This is a genomic window from Jannaschia sp. GRR-S6-38 (assembly GCF_029853695.1).
In the GTDB taxonomy this organism is placed as follows: Bacteria; Pseudomonadota; Alphaproteobacteria; order Rhodobacterales; family Rhodobacteraceae; genus Jannaschia; species Jannaschia ovalis.
Window position 1 is genome coordinate 502,892 of sequence record NZ_CP122537.1, and the last position, 15,805, is coordinate 518,696.

Here is a 15,805-nt window from a genome sequence, read left to right on the forward strand (position 1 = left end):
AACGGAAGCGGGGCCGCACTCGCGACCCCGTCCGCAGATGCGGGCGTCTAGACCGACTCGGGGCGCGTGGCAACCCCGCGGGGACGGAATTGCGGGGTCGGACGCGGCCGCGCGCCTAGAGCCGCCGCATCCGCATCAGCACGATCACCTGCAGGACGAAGATCACCGTCAGGATCGCGCAGAACGCCGCGAAGCCCCAGGGGCTCTCGGCGCCGGGGATGCCGCCCAGGTTGATGCCCAGGAGCCCCGTCAGGAAGCCCAGCGGCAGGAACAGCGCCGACAGAACCGACAGGACGTAGAGGTTGCGGTTGGTGCGCTCGTCCTGCTCGGCCTTGATCTCGTCGCGCACCAGCGTCAGCCGGCCCGCCATCGCGTCCAACTCCTCGACCGCGCGCTGGTGGCGCTCCTGCACCTCCAGAAGGCGGCGGCGGTCGTGCTTGACGATCAGGTCCGGCAGGGCCGCGGCCGCCGCGGCCAGCGCGTCGCGCTGCGGCGCGATGTGGCGGCGCATGCCCAGCACCGCGCGCCGCAGCCGTGCCGCCTCGCCGCGCGCCCGCGTCGCATCCGCCGCGGTCAGGTCCGCGGCTTCGACCAGGTCCTCGAGCGCGTCGGTGTCGTCCTCCAGCCGCTCCAGCGTGTCCTCGATCCGCAGGATCAGCTCCTCGGCCAGGTCGTGCAGGAAGCCGCCGGGAGTCTCGGGCCCCTTCCCCGCCGCGATGCGCTCCGACAGCGCCGCGATCGACCGCAGCGGGCGGCGCGCCAGCGTGACGATGCGCCTGGCGTCGAGATAGATCCGGCAGGACACCATGTCCTCGGGCTCGGCGCCCGCGTTGAGGTTCACGCCGCGCAGCACGACCATGAGCCCCGCCCCGGCGGCCAGCGCGCGGGGCCGCGTCGTCTCGCCCGTGAGCGCGGTCCGCGTGGTCGCGTCGAGACCCGGGACATGCGCCGCCATCCAGTCCTGCTGCGGCGCGGGCGCGTCGGGATCGAAGGGCAGATGCGCCCAGGCCAGCTCCGCGCCCTCGAGCGCCTGGCCCAGGGCCGCCCCCTCCAGCGCGGTGGCGCGGCGGGGGCCGTTCAGGGCGAAGCCGGAATAGCCGGCGGGGGGCGTGTCGGTCATGGCGTCAGGATTGGCGCGGCGCGCGGACCGGGGCAAGGCCGGCGATCACGCCCGCGTCACAGGGGATCAAGGCGGCGGCACCTCACGGCTTCGTCGGGTGACGGTGAGCGGTCGCCGGGTGCCACTGTCCCCCGAGGCACATGGCCCGGACGGTCCGGGACATGGCCAGGATCAACGGAGACCGACATGACCCGCATTCTCACCGCCCTCGCCACCGCCGCCACGCTGACCCTCGGCGGCACCGCCGCCATGGCCGACGCCCATGCCGGCATGATGAACGAAGGCTTCAACATGCTGCAGACGGCGCTGATGGCCGATTTCCAGCAGCTCGGCATCCCGACCGACACGCTCGACGACCTGACGCTGGGCCAGATCGCCGCGATCAAGGCCGTCGTCGAGGGCAGCGAAGCCAATCCCGAGAAGAAGGGCCGGATCGAGGCGATCATCGCCAACAACTGATCCCCGAACCCGGTGCCGGGACGAAGGGCGGCCCCCGCGCCGCCCTTCGTCATGTCCGGGACGCGCGCGCGCCCTCCCCCTAAGGGCATGGTGGCATCGACCGCCCAGACCCGGGCCGGCAGCACGACCGGCCCGCCGGTGTCCAGCTCCCGGGCCAGCGCCGCCCGCAGGCGTGCCCGGGCCTCGGGATCGAGGCTGGCCGCGTAGCCGGGCGCGGGCCCGGCGCCCAGCGTGAAGGGCTCCCAGAAGGCATCGAAATCGGCGAAGCGGGTCTCGGTTTCGATTGGCGCGACGCGGCGCGTGGCGACGCCCGCCGCCTCGCAGAGCGCGGTCAGGCCGGCCGCGGTGCAGAAGGGAAAGCGCGCGCCCTCGTCGAGCGCCGCCGCCGCGGGGTCGCAGGCCGCCGCGGCCCGCCAGAAGGCGTCGATGAAACCCATCCCGCCGTTGGGATAATCCCAGACGTAGAAGGCCAGCCGCCCCCCGGGCCGCAGCACCCGGCGCGCCTCGCGGAGCGCGGCCGCGCGGTCCGGCACGAAATTGAGGACGAGCCCGGAGGTTACGACATCGCGGCTGTCATCGCCCACCGGCAGCGCGGTCGCATCGGCCCGCATGAAGGACAGCCGGGCATCCGCCAGCGCGGCGGCGGTGTGGTGCAGGAAATCGGCGGAGCGGTCGGTGGCCAGCAGGGTCTTCGGCGCGGCGCGCGCCAGGATCGCCGCCGTCAGCGCGCCGCTGCCGCAGCCGATCTCGAGCCAGTCGCGCCCCGGCGCGGGCGCCAGCCAATCGAGGAAGAGATCGGCGATCAGCCGGCTCCACCGCCCCATGTAGCGCTCATAGCTTTCGCCGGCGGTCCAGGCATCGTGACGGTCGCTCATCGGGTCCTCCCCCGGATCCCTCGCGCCCCGCCAGCCTGCGCCCCGCCCCGCGGCCTGGCAAGCCCGCCGTCGGAGGCGGCCCCCGACTAGATGAGGGCCGTTCGGGGCGGTCTTGGCTGCGTGAGGGCTCGGGTGCGTCGGTAACGGGAGGTGCGCTTGGCGTGCGGAGTCCCGTCGTCAAGCTCCCCCTCACGTGACAAAGGGCCCCCGCGGGGGCCCTTTGCACTGTCGGGTTCGCGTGTCGGCCGCTGGACGCGGCCGCGCGGCTCACTCGATGATCTTCGAGACGCTTTTTCGGCGCGTCAGATCATCTCGTTTTCCCTCTCGTGACAAAGGGCCCCCGCGGGGGCCCCTTGCACTGTCGGGTTCGCGCGTCGGCCCCGGGACGGGGCCGCGCGGCTTACTCGATGATCTTGCTGACGACGCCGGCGCCGACGGTGCGGCCGCCTTCGCGGATCGCGAAGCGCAGGCCCTGCTCCATCGCGATCGGCGCGATCAGCTCCACCCCGAAGGACACGTTGTCGCCCGGCATCACCATCTCCGTGCCCTCGGCCAGCTCCACCGTGCCCGTCACGTCCGTCGTGCGGAAGTAGAACTGCGGACGGTAGTTCGCGAAGAACGGCGTGTGCCGCCCGCCCTCGTCCTTGGTCAGGATGTAGGCCTCGGCCTCGAACTTCGTGTGCGGCTTCACCGAGCCGGGCTTGCACAGCACCTGGCCGCGCTCGACGCCCTCGCGGTCGATGCCGCGCAGCAGCGCGCCGATATTGTCGCCCGCCTCGCCGCGATCGAGAAGCTTGCGGAACATCTCGACGCCCGTGCAGGTCGTCTTCTTCGTGTCGCGGATGCCCACGATCTCGATCTCGTCGCCCACGTTGATCACGCCGCGCTCGACCCGGCCCGTCACAACCGTGCCCCGGCCAGAGATCGAGAACACGTCCTCGATCGGCATCAGGAAGGGCTGGTCCACCGCGCGCTCGGGCGTGTCGATGTAATCGTCCACCGCCTGCATCAGCTCGCGGATCTTGTTCTCGCCGATCTCCGGGTCGCGGCCTTCCATCGCCGCGAGCGCGGAACCCGCGATGATCGGGATGTCGTCGCCCGGGTAGTCGTAGCTCGACAGCAGCTCGCGGATCTCCATCTCGACGAGCTCCAGAAGCTCCTCGTCATCGACCTGGTCGACCTTGTTCATGAACACGACCATCTTCGGGATGCCGACCTGGCGGCCCAGCAGGATGTGCTCGCGCGTCTGCGGCATCGGGCCGTCGGCCGCGTTCACCACCAGGATCGCGCCGTCCATCTGCGCGGCGCCCGTGATCATGTTCTTGACGTAGTCGGCATGGCCCGGGCAGTCGACATGCGCGTAATGCCGCGCCTCGGTCTCGTACTCGACATGCGCCGTCGAGATAGTGATCCCCCGCGCCTTCTCCTCCGGCGCGCCGTCGATCTGGTCATAGGCCTTGAAATCACCGAAATACTTCGTGATCGCCGCCGTCAGCGTCGTCTTGCCGTGGTCCACGTGACCAATCGTGCCGATGTTCACATGCGGCTTCGTGCGTTCGAATTTTGCCTTCGCCATGGGAAGGTCTCCTTTTCCTTGAATGGCCGGCGGGGAGCCCCCGCCCTACGGGGTGGGTAGGGCGGGGTTCACCCCGCCGCACCGATTACGCGTATTTCTTCTGGATCTCGTCCGAGATGTTCTGCGGGACGGGCTCGTAATGGTCGAACTGCATCGTGAACTGCGCGCGGCCCGAGGACATGGAGCGCAGCGTGTTGATGTAGCCGAACATGTTGGCCAGCGGCACGAAGGCATCGATCGCGATGGCGTTGCCGCGCGAGTCCTGCCCGTTCACCTGGCCCCGGCGCGAGGTCAGGTCGCCGATGATGCCGCCCGTGTAATCCTCGGGCGTGACCACCTCGACCTTCATGATCGGCTCGAGCAGCTTGGCGCCGGCCTTCTTCATGCCTTCGCGCATGCCCATCCGCGCCGCGATCTCGAAGGCCAGGACCGACGAGTCCACGTCGTGGAACTTGCCGTCGAGAAGCTGGACCTTGAAGTCGATCACCGGGAAGCCCGCCAGGGGACCGGAGTCCATGACCGAGCGGATGCCCTTCTCGACGCCGGGGATGTATTCCTTCGGCACCGCGCCGCCGACGATCTTCGACTCGAACGAGTAGCCCTCGCCCGGCTCGGTCGGGGAGATGAGGAGCTTCACCTCGGCGAACTGGCCCGAACCACCCGACTGCTTCTTGTGGGTGTAGGTGTGCTCGACCTCGTGACCGATGGTCTCGCGATAGGCCACCTGCGGGGCGCCGATATTGGCCTCGACCTTGAACTCGCGCTTCAGGCGATCGACCAGGATGTCGAGATGGAGTTCGCCCATGCCCTTCATGATGGTCTGGCCCGACTCGAGATCGGTCTCGACGCGGAACGACGGATCCTCGGCGGCGAGGCGCTGCAGGCCCTGGGACATCTTCTCCTGGTCGGCCTTGGTCTTGGGCTCGACCGCGATCTCGATGACCGGATCGGGGAAGGTCATCGTCTCCAGCACGACCGGGTCCTGCGGATCGCAGATCGTGTCGCCGGTGGTGGTGTCCTTCAGGCCGGCCAGCGCGATGATGTCGCCGGCGAAGGCCTCCTCGATCTCCTCGCGGTTGATCGAGTGCATCATCATCATCCGGCCCACGCGCTCTTTCTTCCCCTTGGTGGAGTTGAGCATCGTGTCGCCCTTCTTCAGCTTGCCCGAATAGATCCGGGTAAACGTCAGCGAGCCCACGAACGGGTCGTTCATGATCTTGAAGGCCAGGCCCGAGAACGGCATGTCGTCATCGGCGCGGCGCGGGATGTTGCGAACCTCTTCCTCGTCGCCCGGGCGGAAGCCCATGTAGTCGACCACGTCCAGCGGGCTGGGCAGGTAGTCGATCACGGCGTTGAGCAGGGGCTGCACGCCCTTGTTCTTGAAGGCCGAACCGCCGAGGACCGGCACGAAGCTGAGCGACAGCGTGCCCTTGCGGAGCAGCTTGCGGAGCGTGTCGATGTCGGGCTCGTTCCCCTCCAGGTACTCCATCATCGCGTCGTCGTCCATTTCGACGGCCGCCTCGATCATCTTGCCGCGCCATTCCTCGGCGAGGTCCTTGAGGCTGTCGCGGATCGGGTTCTTCTCCCAGGAGGCACCCAGGTCCTCGCCCTTCCAGACCCATTCTTCCATCGTCACGAGGTCGATCAGGCCTTCCAGCTCGGTCTCGGCGCCGATCGGGATGGCGACGGGAACGGCACGGGCGCCGGTGCGGTCCTCGATCATGTGGACGCAGTTGAAGAAGTCGGCGCCGATCTTGTCCATCTTGTTGACGAAGACGATGCGCGGAACCTTGTAACGGTCGGCCTGGCGCCAGACGGTCTCGGTCTGGGGCTCGACGCCGGCATTGGCGTCCAGCACGGCGACCGCGCCGTCGAGCACGGCGAGCGAGCGCTCGACCTCGATGGTGAAGTCCACGTGGCCGGGCGTGTCGATGATGTTCATCCGGTACTTCGTGTCGGAGGTGCCGTCCTTGGTCGGCTCTTCCTGACGCTGCCAGAAGGTCGTGGTCGCGGCCGAGGTGATCGTGATGCCGCGCTCCTGCTCCTGCTCCATCCAGTCCATCGTGGCGGCGCCGTCATGGACTTCGCCGATGTTGTGGGACTTGCCGGTGTAGAAGAGGATCCGCTCGGAGCAAGTGGTCTTGCCCGCGTCGATATGGGCCATGATACCGAAGTTGCGGTACCGCTGGAGGGGATAATCGCGTGCCATGTCGGCTTACCTCGTAGAGGAGAATTGGTTGCGGGGACCGCCGGACGCGGTCCCCTTTTCGCGCACCATATGGGTGCGGGGGATCACCAGCGGTAGTGGCTGAACGCCTTGTTGGCGTCGGCCATCTTGTGGGTGTCCTCACGCTTCTTGACGGCGGAGCCACGCGACTGGACGGCGTCGATCAGCTCACCGGCCAGACGCTCTTCCATGGTGTTCTCGTTGCGCGCGCGGGCGGCGTTGATCAGCCAGCGGATGGCCAGCGCCTCGCGGCGCTCGGGGCGGACCTCGACGGGCACCTGGTAGGTGGCGCCGCCGACGCGGCGCGACCGCACCTCGACGGAGGGCTTCACGTTGTCCAGGGCTTCGGTGAAGACCTCGATGGGCGAGCGCTTGAGCTTGCCCTCGACCCGGTCCATCGCGGTGTACACGATGCGCTCGGCGACGGCCTTCTTGCCGTCGATCATCAGGTTGTTCATGAATTTCGTCAGAACCTTGTCGCCATACTTGGCGTCAGGCAGGACTTCGCGCTTCTCGGCGGCGTGACGGCGGGACATATCTCGATCCTCTTACTTCGGACGCTTCGCGCCGTACTTCGAACGACGCTGGCGGCGATCCTTGACGCCCTGCGTATCGAGCACACCGCGCAGGATGTGATAGCGAACGCCGGGAAGGTCCTTCACGCGGCCGCCACGGATCAGGACCACGGAGTGCTCCTGCAGGTTGTGGCTCTCGCCGGGAATGTAGCTGATGACCTCATAGCCATTGGTCAGGCGCACCTTGGCGACCTTCCGCATGGCCGAGTTCGGCTTCTTCGGCGTTGTGGTGTAGACGCGCGTGCAGACGCCGCGCTTCTGGGGGCACCCTTCCAGGTGCATCGATTTCGATCGCTTGACCTTGGGCTGCCGCGGCTTGCGGATCAGCTGCTGGATGGTGGGCATCTGTGGGTGTTCCCGTTCTCTCTCGTTCCAATCACGTCCGGACCCCGACGCGCCAAAAACCGAAACCCGCAGCCGCCCGGAATTCCGACCTGGACGCTGCGGTTTGGTGACAGAGGATGCGGGAAACAGTATCCCGGATCTTGTGCGACGGTTCTGGCTTGCCGGAACGGGCGCAGAGGGCGCACCCGGACCGAATTGCGCGTCACTTAGGGGAATCGGCGGGGGGTGTCAACGCGGCCCCGGCCCTTGCCCCGCCCCGCGCCGCGCGCCACGGTCGCCGCCATGGCCGAGCTGCAGATCATCGCCATCACCCGCTTCGCCTATCCCGGGCTGGGCGGCTTCCAGACCCGGCACGAGACCGTGGCCGAGCGCGCGGCGTTTCTCTGGGCGCCGGCGCGGATGGAGGCGCGGCTGCGCTCGCTCGAGCATGTCTGCATGGCGACGCTGGCCGCGCAGACCGATGGCGGCTTCCGCCACCTGCTGATCACCGGCGACGCCTTGCCCGAGCCCTGGCGCGGGCGGCTGGAGACGCTGGCGGCGCGGCTGCCGCAGACCGAGCTGATCTTCCACCCGCCGCAGAACCACCGCCAGGCCATGGAGGCGATCGTCACCGCGCGCATCGACCCCGACGGTCCGCCGGTGATGCAGTTCCGGCAGGATGACGACGACGGCGTGGCGCGCAGCTTCGTGGCCCGTGCGCGCGAGACCTTTCGGCAGGTCCGGCCCCTGTGGGAGCGCCACGAGCGCCTCGCGATCGATTTCAACCGCGGCTACATGCTGGCGCTGGGCCCGGAGGGCGTGCGGGTCGAGGAGACCGCGCGCAACCATCTGGGCGTGGCGCAGGCGCTGGTCCTGCCGCCGGGGCTGCGGCGCACCGCGATCCATTTCCCGCATCACAAGCTCGGCCTCCTGATGCCGTCGGTCACCCTCCCGGACGCCTGCATGTGGCTGCGCGGCGTGGACGGGATGAACGACAGCCCGATGCCGCAGGCGGCGGACCGGCTGGCGCCACCCAGCCCCGAGCAGCGCGCCGATCTCGAAACGCGGTTTCGCCTCGACCTCGACGCGATCGCCCGGAGCTTCTAGCGCGGCGCGACAGGGCGGGGCATCGGCACGCGCGTCTCGCGCCAAAGCGTATAGAGGCCCGTGCCCGCGATCAGCGCCGCGCCGACAAGCGTCAGCGGCCGGGGCCAGTCGCCGAAGACGAGCCAGCCGAGCAGCAGCGCCCAGACCAACGAGGTGTAGCGGAACGGCGTGACCACCGCGACCTCACCCACGCGCATCGCCATGACCGAGCACAGATAGGCCCCGAGGATGAAGGCTGCCGCCGCGAGGATCATGCCCGCCTGCGCAGCATCGGGGCGGATCCATGGCTCCGTCAGGGACAGGCCGAGGCCCAGCAGCGTCACGAAGCCCGCGGTGATCGCCGCCACGTTGAGCGATGGCGTCTCGCGCGACAGGCGGCGCGTCAGCAGGTCGCGCAGCGTGGCCAGCAGGACGGTCAGCATCGCCACCAATGACCAGCCGTCGAAGCCTTCCGTGCCCGGGCGCATGATCAGCAGGACCCCGATGAACCCGACGGCGATGGCCGTCCAGCGCCGCCAGCCGACCGGCTCGCCGAGGAACAGCGCGCCCGCGGCCGTGATCGACAGCGGCAACGCCGCGAGGATCGCGGTGATGTTGGCCAGCGGCATGTGCTGCAGCGCCAACAGGAAGGGCAGGAAGGCGCCGGCCTCGGCCGCGGACCGCCCGATGGCCCAGGGCCGGTCGGCGCGGGGGATGCCTCGGCGCAAGCTGCCCATCGCCGCGGACAGCGCGACGATCAGGACGGTCGCCGCGCAGCCGCGCAGGAAGGTCACCTGGAAGGCCGGCAGGTCCGTCGCCAGCCATTTGAGCGCGGCGTCGTTCATCGTGAACGTCGCCATCGCGCCCATCATCAGGGCCGCGCCCTTCAGGTTGTCGCGCATGTCAGTCCTTCGGCGGCACGGGCATCAGCGCCAGCGCGGCCTCGGGGTCGAGCCCGAACCGCTCCGCCATCAGCTTGCGTCCCTTGCGGGTCGGCATCGCGGTGGCGTGCGGCGGGATCGATCGGCCGCTGTCGTTATGCGCGTGCAGGGTGCGCAGGAACATCGGCGCCTCCCCCGGCAGGGTATAGCCCGGCACGTGGCAGGGCAGCCGGCGGTGGTTGTAGCGGAAGATGCAGGTCGGAAGATCGGCGGTGGTGATCATCGCGGAGGCGAGGCCGAGGGGTTGGGGCTCGCGGAATTCGTGGAAGGGGGCGTCGGGGTCGAAGAGGTTCCAGTAGATGCCGCGCATGAAGGAGAGCGTGGTGGGCGCATCGGCCAGCCCCGCGCCGATCAGCCGGTCGGCGAGGTCGCGGGTGCGGGCGATGTAGTCGGTCGCCACGGCGTCGTCATCGTCGATGCGGAAGCCGGTGATATGGGTGGTCTCCGCCGCGCTGGCCCGGCGAAAGGCGCGCTTGCCGGCGGCGAGCGCGCCCATGCGTTCGAGGAAGACGCATTGCAGAAACGGGTGGCTTTCTTCCAGCGATCTCAGGCGCTTGCGATAGCGGAACGGCAGGGTGGTGCCGGCCAGGATCACGCAGCGGAAGTCGGGATCGGTCTGCGCGGCGAGCGACGGCAGCGTGATGGTCTCGAGGTAGCGGAAGCGGGTCTCGAGACGGGCGGGATCGTAGAGATGCCGCTCGAGCGCGGCCTCGTCGAGACCGGAGACGGCGAAGCCTTCCTTGGCCGGATAGGAGAAGCGCAGCACGCCGATGATCTGGTTGCGGACGGTCATGGCCCGGGTGGTGGCACGGGCCGGGGGGCCGGGCAAGCGGGGCGGAATTCATGGGTGATCCACGGGTGATCTGCGTCATACCTAAAATTCGCACCTACGGACGCCGGTGGACCGTCTTCTGTGCGGGCGAGCGGTCAGGCGGGGACGGCGTCCGGCGCGGCGGCGGGGCGCGGCGCGAGGCATTCGGCGGCCTGGCGCGGGGTCAGGCAGGGGCGCGCGGGTCGCGGCGCGGCGGGGGCGCCCGCGCGCAGCACGCGGCGCGGGCCGGGCGCGGCCTGGCGCAGGGCCACGGGGCCCGGGAGGATGGACTCGCTGCAGGCGCCTTCGGCGAAGACGACGCCGTGATCCGGCAGCAGGAAATGCACCCAGAGGATCGCGCGCTTGCCCGCCATCACGCGGATGCGCGGCAGGCCGACCAGCGCCTTAGCGGGCACGAAGCATTCGGCCGGGAAGCGGTCGGCGAGCTGCCCCTGCCCGCCCACGAGGATGCGGTGATTGGCCGAGACCACGAGATCGCGGGCCGGGCGGCCCGGGCCCAGCGCGCCGGCCTTGATCTGGATCGGGCGGGCCGCGTCCGGATCCTCGAATTGCTCGCGCCGGAACAGCATCAGCCGGATCGGCGCCGCGCCGCCGTCGAGGGTGCCGACATGGTCGCCCGCCGCCAGCGTCTCGATCCGGCGCGGGCCGTCCGGCGTCGCGATCAGCGTGCCCGCGGCGTAGCAGGCGACGCCGGGCGTGCCGGGGTCGGGGTTCGGGTCCTCGACGAACTGCCCTTCGGCGTTGCGCGAGAAGGCGGTGCCGTTCGGGGCGTTGCTGTTGATCTGCTCGCCCGATCCCTGCTGGTTGGTGCCGGGGAAGCCCTGCGGCGGATCCGGCGGGCGCGGCGGGTCGCCATAGGAGAGCGCGATGAAATCGCCGGTGGCCGGGTCGACGAGGTAGATCGTGTCGAACTTGCTGCCCTCGCCATCGGGCAGGAAGTTTCCGCTGTTGGAGAGCCCGGCATCGTAGAAGCCGGGCGGCGGCGTGCCGGTATATTCGCCCACGACCGTCGCCGTGCCGCCGGGCGCGATCGTGGTGCCGGGGCCGAATTCGTAGAGCAGCCCGCGATCGTCGGACCAGAGCTGATAGCCCGCCAGCGAGATCGGGTTGCCGGTCGTGTTCTGGATCTCGATGAACTCGTCGGACTTGCTGGCGCGGCCGTCGCCATCGGTATCGAACCCGCCACTGGACGGGTTATCGGCGAGAACCTCGCTGATGATGATGCCGTTGAGCTTGTCCGCCATGATCGGTCCGGTTCGGGTTTCGGGACACCGCGGGATCATCCCGCCGCGCGACGCGACTATCCCGATCTACGGGAGATTTTTGCCCGATCCACCGGGACGATCGCGTTACGCGAGCAACTAGCGGGAAATTGCGTGAACACTACGTCAATCGCGTGCGGATAACGGGCAGATAATACGAAAAACCCCCGCCGGATGGCTCCGGCGGGGGTGATTTCGGTCACGTTTCCGCGAGGATCAATCCTCGACGGGTTCCTCCTCGGCGGCGGGGGTGTCCTTGAACACCTCCTCCTCCGACGGGGCGGCGAGGGCCGCGGCCTTCTCGGCCTCGGCGCGCGCGGCTTCGATCACGACATTGTCGCGGCTCTGGGCGATGGCGCGCATCTTCTGCGTCGCGCCGCCCGTGCCCGCCGGGATCAGGCGGCCCACGATGACGTTCTCCTTGAGGCCGACGAGCTTGTCGCGCTTGCCCTGGACGGACGCCTCGGTGAGCACGCGGGTCGTCTCCTGGAAGGAGGCCGCCGAGATGAAGCTGCGGGTCTGCAACGACGCCTTGGTGATCCCGAGCAGGATCGGCTCGGCCCGGGCGGGACGGTCGCCGCGCGCTTCGGCCTTCTCGTTGGCCTCCATCAGCTCGGCCTTGTCGACATGCTCGCCCTTCAGCAGCGTGGTGCCGCCGCTGTCGAGGATCTCCCACTTCTGGAGCATCTGGCGGACGATGACCTCGATGTGCTTGTCGTTGATGCGCACGCCCTGCAGGCGGTACACATCCTGCACCTCGTCGATCAGGTAGTCGGCCAGCGCCTCGATGCCCAGGATCCGCAGGATGTCGTGCGGGGCGGGGTTGCCATCCATGATGTAGTCGCCGCGCTGGACGTAATCGCCCTCCTGCACGGGGATGTGCTTGCCCTTGGGCACCATGTAGTCGATCGGCTCGAGGCTGTCGTCGGAGGGCACCACGGTGATCCGGCGCTTGTTCTTGTAGTCCTTGCCGAACTTCACCGTGCCGTCGGCCTCCGCGATGATCGCGTGATCCTTGGGACGGCGCGCCTCGAACAGCTCCGCCACGCGCGGCAGGCCGCCCGTGATGTCCTTGGTCTTGGCGCCCTCGCGCGGGATCCGTGCGACCACGTCGCCGGCCTTCAGCATCTGGCCATCCTCGACCGAGAGGATCGCGTCCACCGACATCGGGTAGGTCACCGGGTTGCCGGCCTCGTTGCGCACCGGCTCGCCATCCTCGCCGACGACCAGCACCTCGGGCTTGAGATCCGAGCCCTTCGGCGCCGACCGCCAGTCCGAGACGATCTTCTGGGTCATGCCGGTCGCGTCGTCGGTCTCGTCGCGCACGGAGATGCCCGCGTAGAGATCGACGAATTTCGCCTTGCCGTCGGCTTCGGCGATGATCGGCAGGGTGTAGGGATCCCACTCGAACAGCTTGTCGCCGCGGGCGACCTTCTGGCCTTCCTTGACGAAGAGCGTGGTGCCGTAGCCCAGCTTGTGGGTCGACCGCTCCTCGCCGTTCTCGTCGATGATGGCGAGCGACATGTTGCGCCCCATCACGACGACGCCGCCGGCCTCGTTCATCAGCGTGCTGGCGTTGCGATACTCCACGGTGCCCTCGACCGAGGCCTCCATGAAGCTCTGCTGGCCGCCCTGGGCCACGCCGCCGATGTGGAAGGTCCGCATCGTCAGCTGGGTGCCCGGCTCGCCGATCGACTGCGCCGCGATGATGCCCACGGCCTCGCCGAGGTTCACCTTGGTGCCGCGCGCCAGGTCGCGCCCGTAGCAGGTCGCGCAGACGCCCTCCTCGGCCTCGCAGGTCAAGGGCGAGCGGATGCGCATCGACTGGATCTGCGCCTGGTCGATCAGGTCGGCGCGGCGTTCGTCGATCAGCTCGCCGGCCGCGACGATTACCTCGTCGGTGCCCGGCTTGACGGCATCCTCCGCCGCGACCCGGCCCAGCACGCGCTCGGCCAGGGTGGCGACGATCTCGCCGTCATTGACGGCCGCCTGCGCGGTGATCGCCTTCTCGGTCCCGCAATCGTCGACCCGGACGATGCAGTCCTGCGCCACGTCGACGAGTCGACGGGTCAGGTAGCCCGAGTTCGCGGTCTTGAGCGCGGTGTCCGACAGGCCCTTGCGGGCGCCGTGGGTGGAGTTGAAGTACTCCAGCACGGTGAGGCCTTCCTTGAAGTTCGAGATGATCGGCGTCTCGATGATGTCGCCGTTCGGCTTGGCCATCAGGCCGCGCATCCCGCCCAGCTGCTTCATCTGCGTGACCGAGCCGCGCGCGCCGGAATGGGCCATCATGTAGACCGAGTTCGGCTCGGCCTCGGCGCCCGACTCGTCGGTGGCGGAGACGGAGATGTTGGACATCATCGCCTCGGTCACCTTGTCGTTGCACTTGGACCAGGCGTCGACGACCTTGTTGTACTTCTCGCCCTGGGTGATCAGGCCGTCCATGTATTGCTGCTCGAAATCCTTCACCTGCTCGCGGGTGGATTCGACGATGCCCCACTTCTCCTCGGGGATGACCATGTCGTCCTTGCCGAAGGAGATGCCGGCCTTGAAGGCCTCGCGGAAGCCCAGCGTCATGATCTGGTCGCAGAAGATGACCGACTCCTTCTGGCCGCAATAGCGGTAGACGGTGTCGATGGTCTGCTGGACCTCCTTCTTGCGAAGCAGGCGGTTGACCAGGTCGAAGGGCGCCTTGGCATTGAGCGGCAGGAGCGCGCCGAGGCGCACGCGGCCGGGGGTCGTGTCGTAGACGCGGCCCACTTCCTCGCCCATCTCGTCGATCTGGGTGACGCGCGCCTTGATCCGGGCGTGCAGATGCACCTCGCCGGCCTCGAGCGCGTGCACGACCTCGTCGACCGAGGAGAAGATCATCCCCTCGCCCTTCATGCCCTGACGCTCCATCGAGACGTAGTAGAGGCCGAGGATCATGTCCTGCGACGGCACGATGATCGGCGCGCCGTTTGCGGGCGACAGCACGTTGTTCGTCGACATCATCAGGACGCGTGCCTCAAGCTGGGCTTCCAGCGAGAGCGGCACGTGCACGGCCATCTGGTCGCCGTCGAAATCGGCGTTGAAGGCCGAGCAGACCAGCGGGTGAAGCTGGATCGCCTTGCCCTCGATCAACACGGGCTCGAAGGCCTGGATGCCGAGACGGTGCAGCGTGGGCGCGCGGTTCAGAAGGACCGGGTGCTCGCGGATGACCTCGTCGAGGATGTCCCAGACCTCGGGACGCTCCTTCTCGACCAGCTTCTTCGCCTGCTTGACGGTGGACGACAGGCCCTTGGCTTCGAGCCGCGAGTAGATGAACGGCTTGAAGAGTTCGAGCGCCATCTTCTTGGGCAGGCCGCATTGATGCAGCTTCAGCTCCGGCCCGGTCACGATGACCGAGCGGCCCGAGAAGTCCACGCGCTTGCCGAGCAGGTTCTGGCGGAACCGGCCCTGCTTGCCCTTGAGCATGTCCGACAGCGACTTCAGCGGGCGCTTGTTGGCGCCGGTGATGACGCGGCCGCGACGGCCGTTGTCGAAGAGCGCGTCGACGGATTCCTGCAGCATCCGCTTCTCGTTGCGCACGATGATGTCGGGCGCGCGCAGCTCGATGAGCCGCTTGAGGCGGTTGTTGCGGTTGATGACGCGGCGGTAGAGATCGTTCAGGTCAGACGTGGCGAAGCGGCCGCCGTCGAGCGGGACCAGCGGGCGCAGCTCGGGCGGGATGACCGGGATCACCGTCAGGATCATCCATTCGGGCCGGTTGCCCGACTCGATGAAGTTCTCGACGATCTTCAGGCGCTTGATGATCTTCTTGGGCTTCAGCTCGCCCGTGGCCTCCTTGAGGTCCTCGCGCAGCTGCGCGGCCTCGGCATCGAGGTCGATCGCGGCCAGCATCTCGCGGATGGCCTCGGCCCCGATATTGGCCTGGAACGCGTCGGCGCCGTAGGCGTCCTGCGCGTCCATGAACTCCTCCTCGGACATCAGCTGCCCGTAGGCGAGGTCCGTGAGGCCCGGCTCGATCACAACGTAATTCTCGAAATAGAGGATCCGCTCGAGATCGCGCAGCGTCATGTCCAGCATCAGGCCGATGCGCGAGGGCAGCGACTTGAGGAACCAGATATGGGCGACGGGCGAGGCCAGCTCGATATGGCCCATGCGCTCGCGGCGGACCTTCTGCAGGGTGACCTCGACGCCGCATTTCTCGCAGACGACGCCGCGATACTTCATGCGCTTGTACTTGCCGCACAGGCACTCGTAATCCTTGATCGGACCGAAGATGCGCGCGCAGAACAGGCCGTCGCGCTCGGGCTTGAACGTACGGTAGTTGATGGTCTCGGGCTTCTTGATCTCGCCATAGGACCACGAGAGGATCCGCTCGGGCGAGGCCAGCGAGACCTTGATCTCGTCGAAGACCTTCTGCGGCGCGATCGGGTTGAACGGGTTGTTCGTCAGTTCCTGGTTCATGTCAGGTCCTTACAAAAAAGGTGTCTCGGAGGAGGAGCGCGGGACGGTCCCAGAGACCGCCCCGGTTTTTCGGCGAAGA

The 15,805-nt window shown here is 68.5% G+C and carries 11 protein-coding genes; 1 reads left to right on the top strand and 10 read right to left on the bottom strand.

The window, feature by feature from the left end; genetic code table 11:
• Positions 1 to 115: 115 nt before the first annotated feature.
• The 6 genes from P8627_RS02555 to rpsL form a co-directional block, all read right to left on the bottom strand.
• The gene (locus P8627_RS02555) at positions 116 to 1,120 is read right to left on the bottom strand and encodes a zinc transporter ZntB (protein WP_279965945.1); all 1,005 of its coding nucleotides are present in this window, start codon (positions 1,118 to 1,120) and stop codon (positions 116 to 118) included.
• A 56-nt stretch (positions 1,121 to 1,176) separates the two neighbouring features.
• A complete protein-coding gene (locus tag P8627_RS02560; RefSeq protein WP_279965947.1) occupies positions 1,177 to 2,454 on the bottom strand; it encodes a class I SAM-dependent methyltransferase in 1,278 nt (425 codons plus the stop codon).
• A 400-nt stretch (positions 2,455 to 2,854) separates the two neighbouring features.
• Positions 2,855 to 4,030 carry an elongation factor Tu gene (gene tuf / locus P8627_RS02565; RefSeq protein WP_279965948.1) on the bottom strand — a complete coding sequence of 392 codons (1,176 nt, stop codon included), beginning with the start codon at positions 4,028 to 4,030 and terminating at the stop codon, positions 2,855 to 2,857.
• A gap of 85 nt (positions 4,031 to 4,115) precedes the next feature.
• Positions 4,116 to 6,239, bottom strand: a complete 2,124-nt coding sequence (gene fusA / locus P8627_RS02570; RefSeq protein ID WP_279965949.1) for an elongation factor G — start codon at positions 6,237 to 6,239, stop codon at positions 4,116 to 4,118.
• Between the two features lie 83 nt (positions 6,240 to 6,322).
• Positions 6,323 to 6,793 (bottom strand): 30S ribosomal protein S7, encoded by a 471-nt coding sequence (gene rpsG, locus P8627_RS02575; RefSeq protein ID WP_279965950.1) that lies wholly within the window; start codon positions 6,791 to 6,793, stop codon positions 6,323 to 6,325.
• 12 nt (positions 6,794 to 6,805) lie between these two features.
• Positions 6,806 to 7,177, bottom strand: coding sequence for a 30S ribosomal protein S12 (gene rpsL, locus P8627_RS02580; RefSeq protein WP_279965951.1), 372 nt, complete (start codon positions 7,175 to 7,177; stop codon positions 6,806 to 6,808).
• A gap of 282 nt (positions 7,178 to 7,459) precedes the next feature.
• On the opposite strand from rpsL, the gene P8627_RS02585 reads away from it, so the two are divergent.
• Positions 7,460 to 8,263 (top strand): glycosyltransferase, encoded by an 804-nt coding sequence (locus tag P8627_RS02585; protein WP_279965952.1) that lies wholly within the window; start codon positions 7,460 to 7,462, stop codon positions 8,261 to 8,263.
• On the opposite strand, the gene P8627_RS02590 is transcribed toward P8627_RS02585, so the two are convergent.
• The 4 genes from P8627_RS02590 to rpoC all read right to left on the bottom strand — a co-directional run bounded on the left by P8627_RS02590 (position 8,260) and on the right by rpoC (position 15,726).
• Entirely contained in the window at positions 8,260 to 9,144 is an 885-nt protein-coding gene (locus tag P8627_RS02590) for a DMT family transporter (protein WP_279965953.1), read from the bottom strand. The genes P8627_RS02585 and P8627_RS02590 overlap by 4 nt on opposite strands.
• Position 9,145: 1 nt before the next feature.
• The gene (locus P8627_RS02595; protein ID WP_279965954.1) at positions 9,146 to 9,976 is read right to left on the bottom strand and encodes a glycosyltransferase; all 831 of its coding nucleotides are present in this window, start codon (positions 9,974 to 9,976) and stop codon (positions 9,146 to 9,148) included.
• Between the two features lie 134 nt (positions 9,977 to 10,110).
• The gene (locus P8627_RS02600) at positions 10,111 to 11,259 is read right to left on the bottom strand and encodes a Hint domain-containing protein (RefSeq protein WP_279965955.1); all 1,149 of its coding nucleotides are present in this window, start codon (positions 11,257 to 11,259) and stop codon (positions 10,111 to 10,113) included.
• Between the two features lie 234 nt (positions 11,260 to 11,493).
• The gene (gene rpoC, locus P8627_RS02605) at positions 11,494 to 15,726 is read right to left on the bottom strand and encodes a DNA-directed RNA polymerase subunit beta' (protein ID WP_279965956.1); all 4,233 of its coding nucleotides are present in this window, start codon (positions 15,724 to 15,726) and stop codon (positions 11,494 to 11,496) included.
• Positions 15,727 to 15,805 lie beyond the last annotated feature (79 nt).

Excerpts from the sequence above, each read along its gene's own strand:
- P8627_RS02555 (WP_279965945.1), bottom strand. The coding sequence starts at position 1,120 with ATGACCGACACGCCCCCCGCCGGCTATTCCGGCTTCGCCCTGAACGGC.
- P8627_RS02560 (WP_279965947.1), bottom strand. The coding sequence starts at position 2,454 with ATGAGCGACCGTCACGATGCCTGGACCGCCGGCGAAAGCTATGAGCGC.
- tuf (WP_279965948.1), bottom strand. The coding sequence starts at position 4,030 with ATGGCGAAGGCAAAATTCGAACGCACGAAGCCGCATGTGAACATCGGC.
- fusA (WP_279965949.1), bottom strand. The coding sequence starts at position 6,239 with ATGGCACGCGATTATCCCCTCCAGCGGTACCGCAACTTCGGTATCATG.
- rpsG (WP_279965950.1), bottom strand. The coding sequence starts at position 6,793 with ATGTCCCGCCGTCACGCCGCCGAGAAGCGCGAAGTCCTGCCTGACGCC.
- rpsL (WP_279965951.1), bottom strand. The coding sequence starts at position 7,177 with ATGCCCACCATCCAGCAGCTGATCCGCAAGCCGCGGCAGCCCAAGGTC.
- P8627_RS02585 (WP_279965952.1), top strand. The coding sequence starts at position 7,460 with ATGGCCGAGCTGCAGATCATCGCCATCACCCGCTTCGCCTATCCCGGG.
- P8627_RS02590 (WP_279965953.1), bottom strand. The coding sequence starts at position 9,144 with ATGCGCGACAACCTGAAGGGCGCGGCCCTGATGATGGGCGCGATGGCG.
- P8627_RS02595 (WP_279965954.1), bottom strand. The coding sequence starts at position 9,976 with ATGACCGTCCGCAACCAGATCATCGGCGTGCTGCGCTTCTCCTATCCG.
- P8627_RS02600 (WP_279965955.1), bottom strand. The coding sequence starts at position 11,259 with ATGGCGGACAAGCTCAACGGCATCATCATCAGCGAGGTTCTCGCCGAT.
- rpoC (WP_279965956.1), bottom strand. The coding sequence starts at position 15,726 with ATGAACCAGGAACTGACGAACAACCCGTTCAACCCGATCGCGCCGCAG.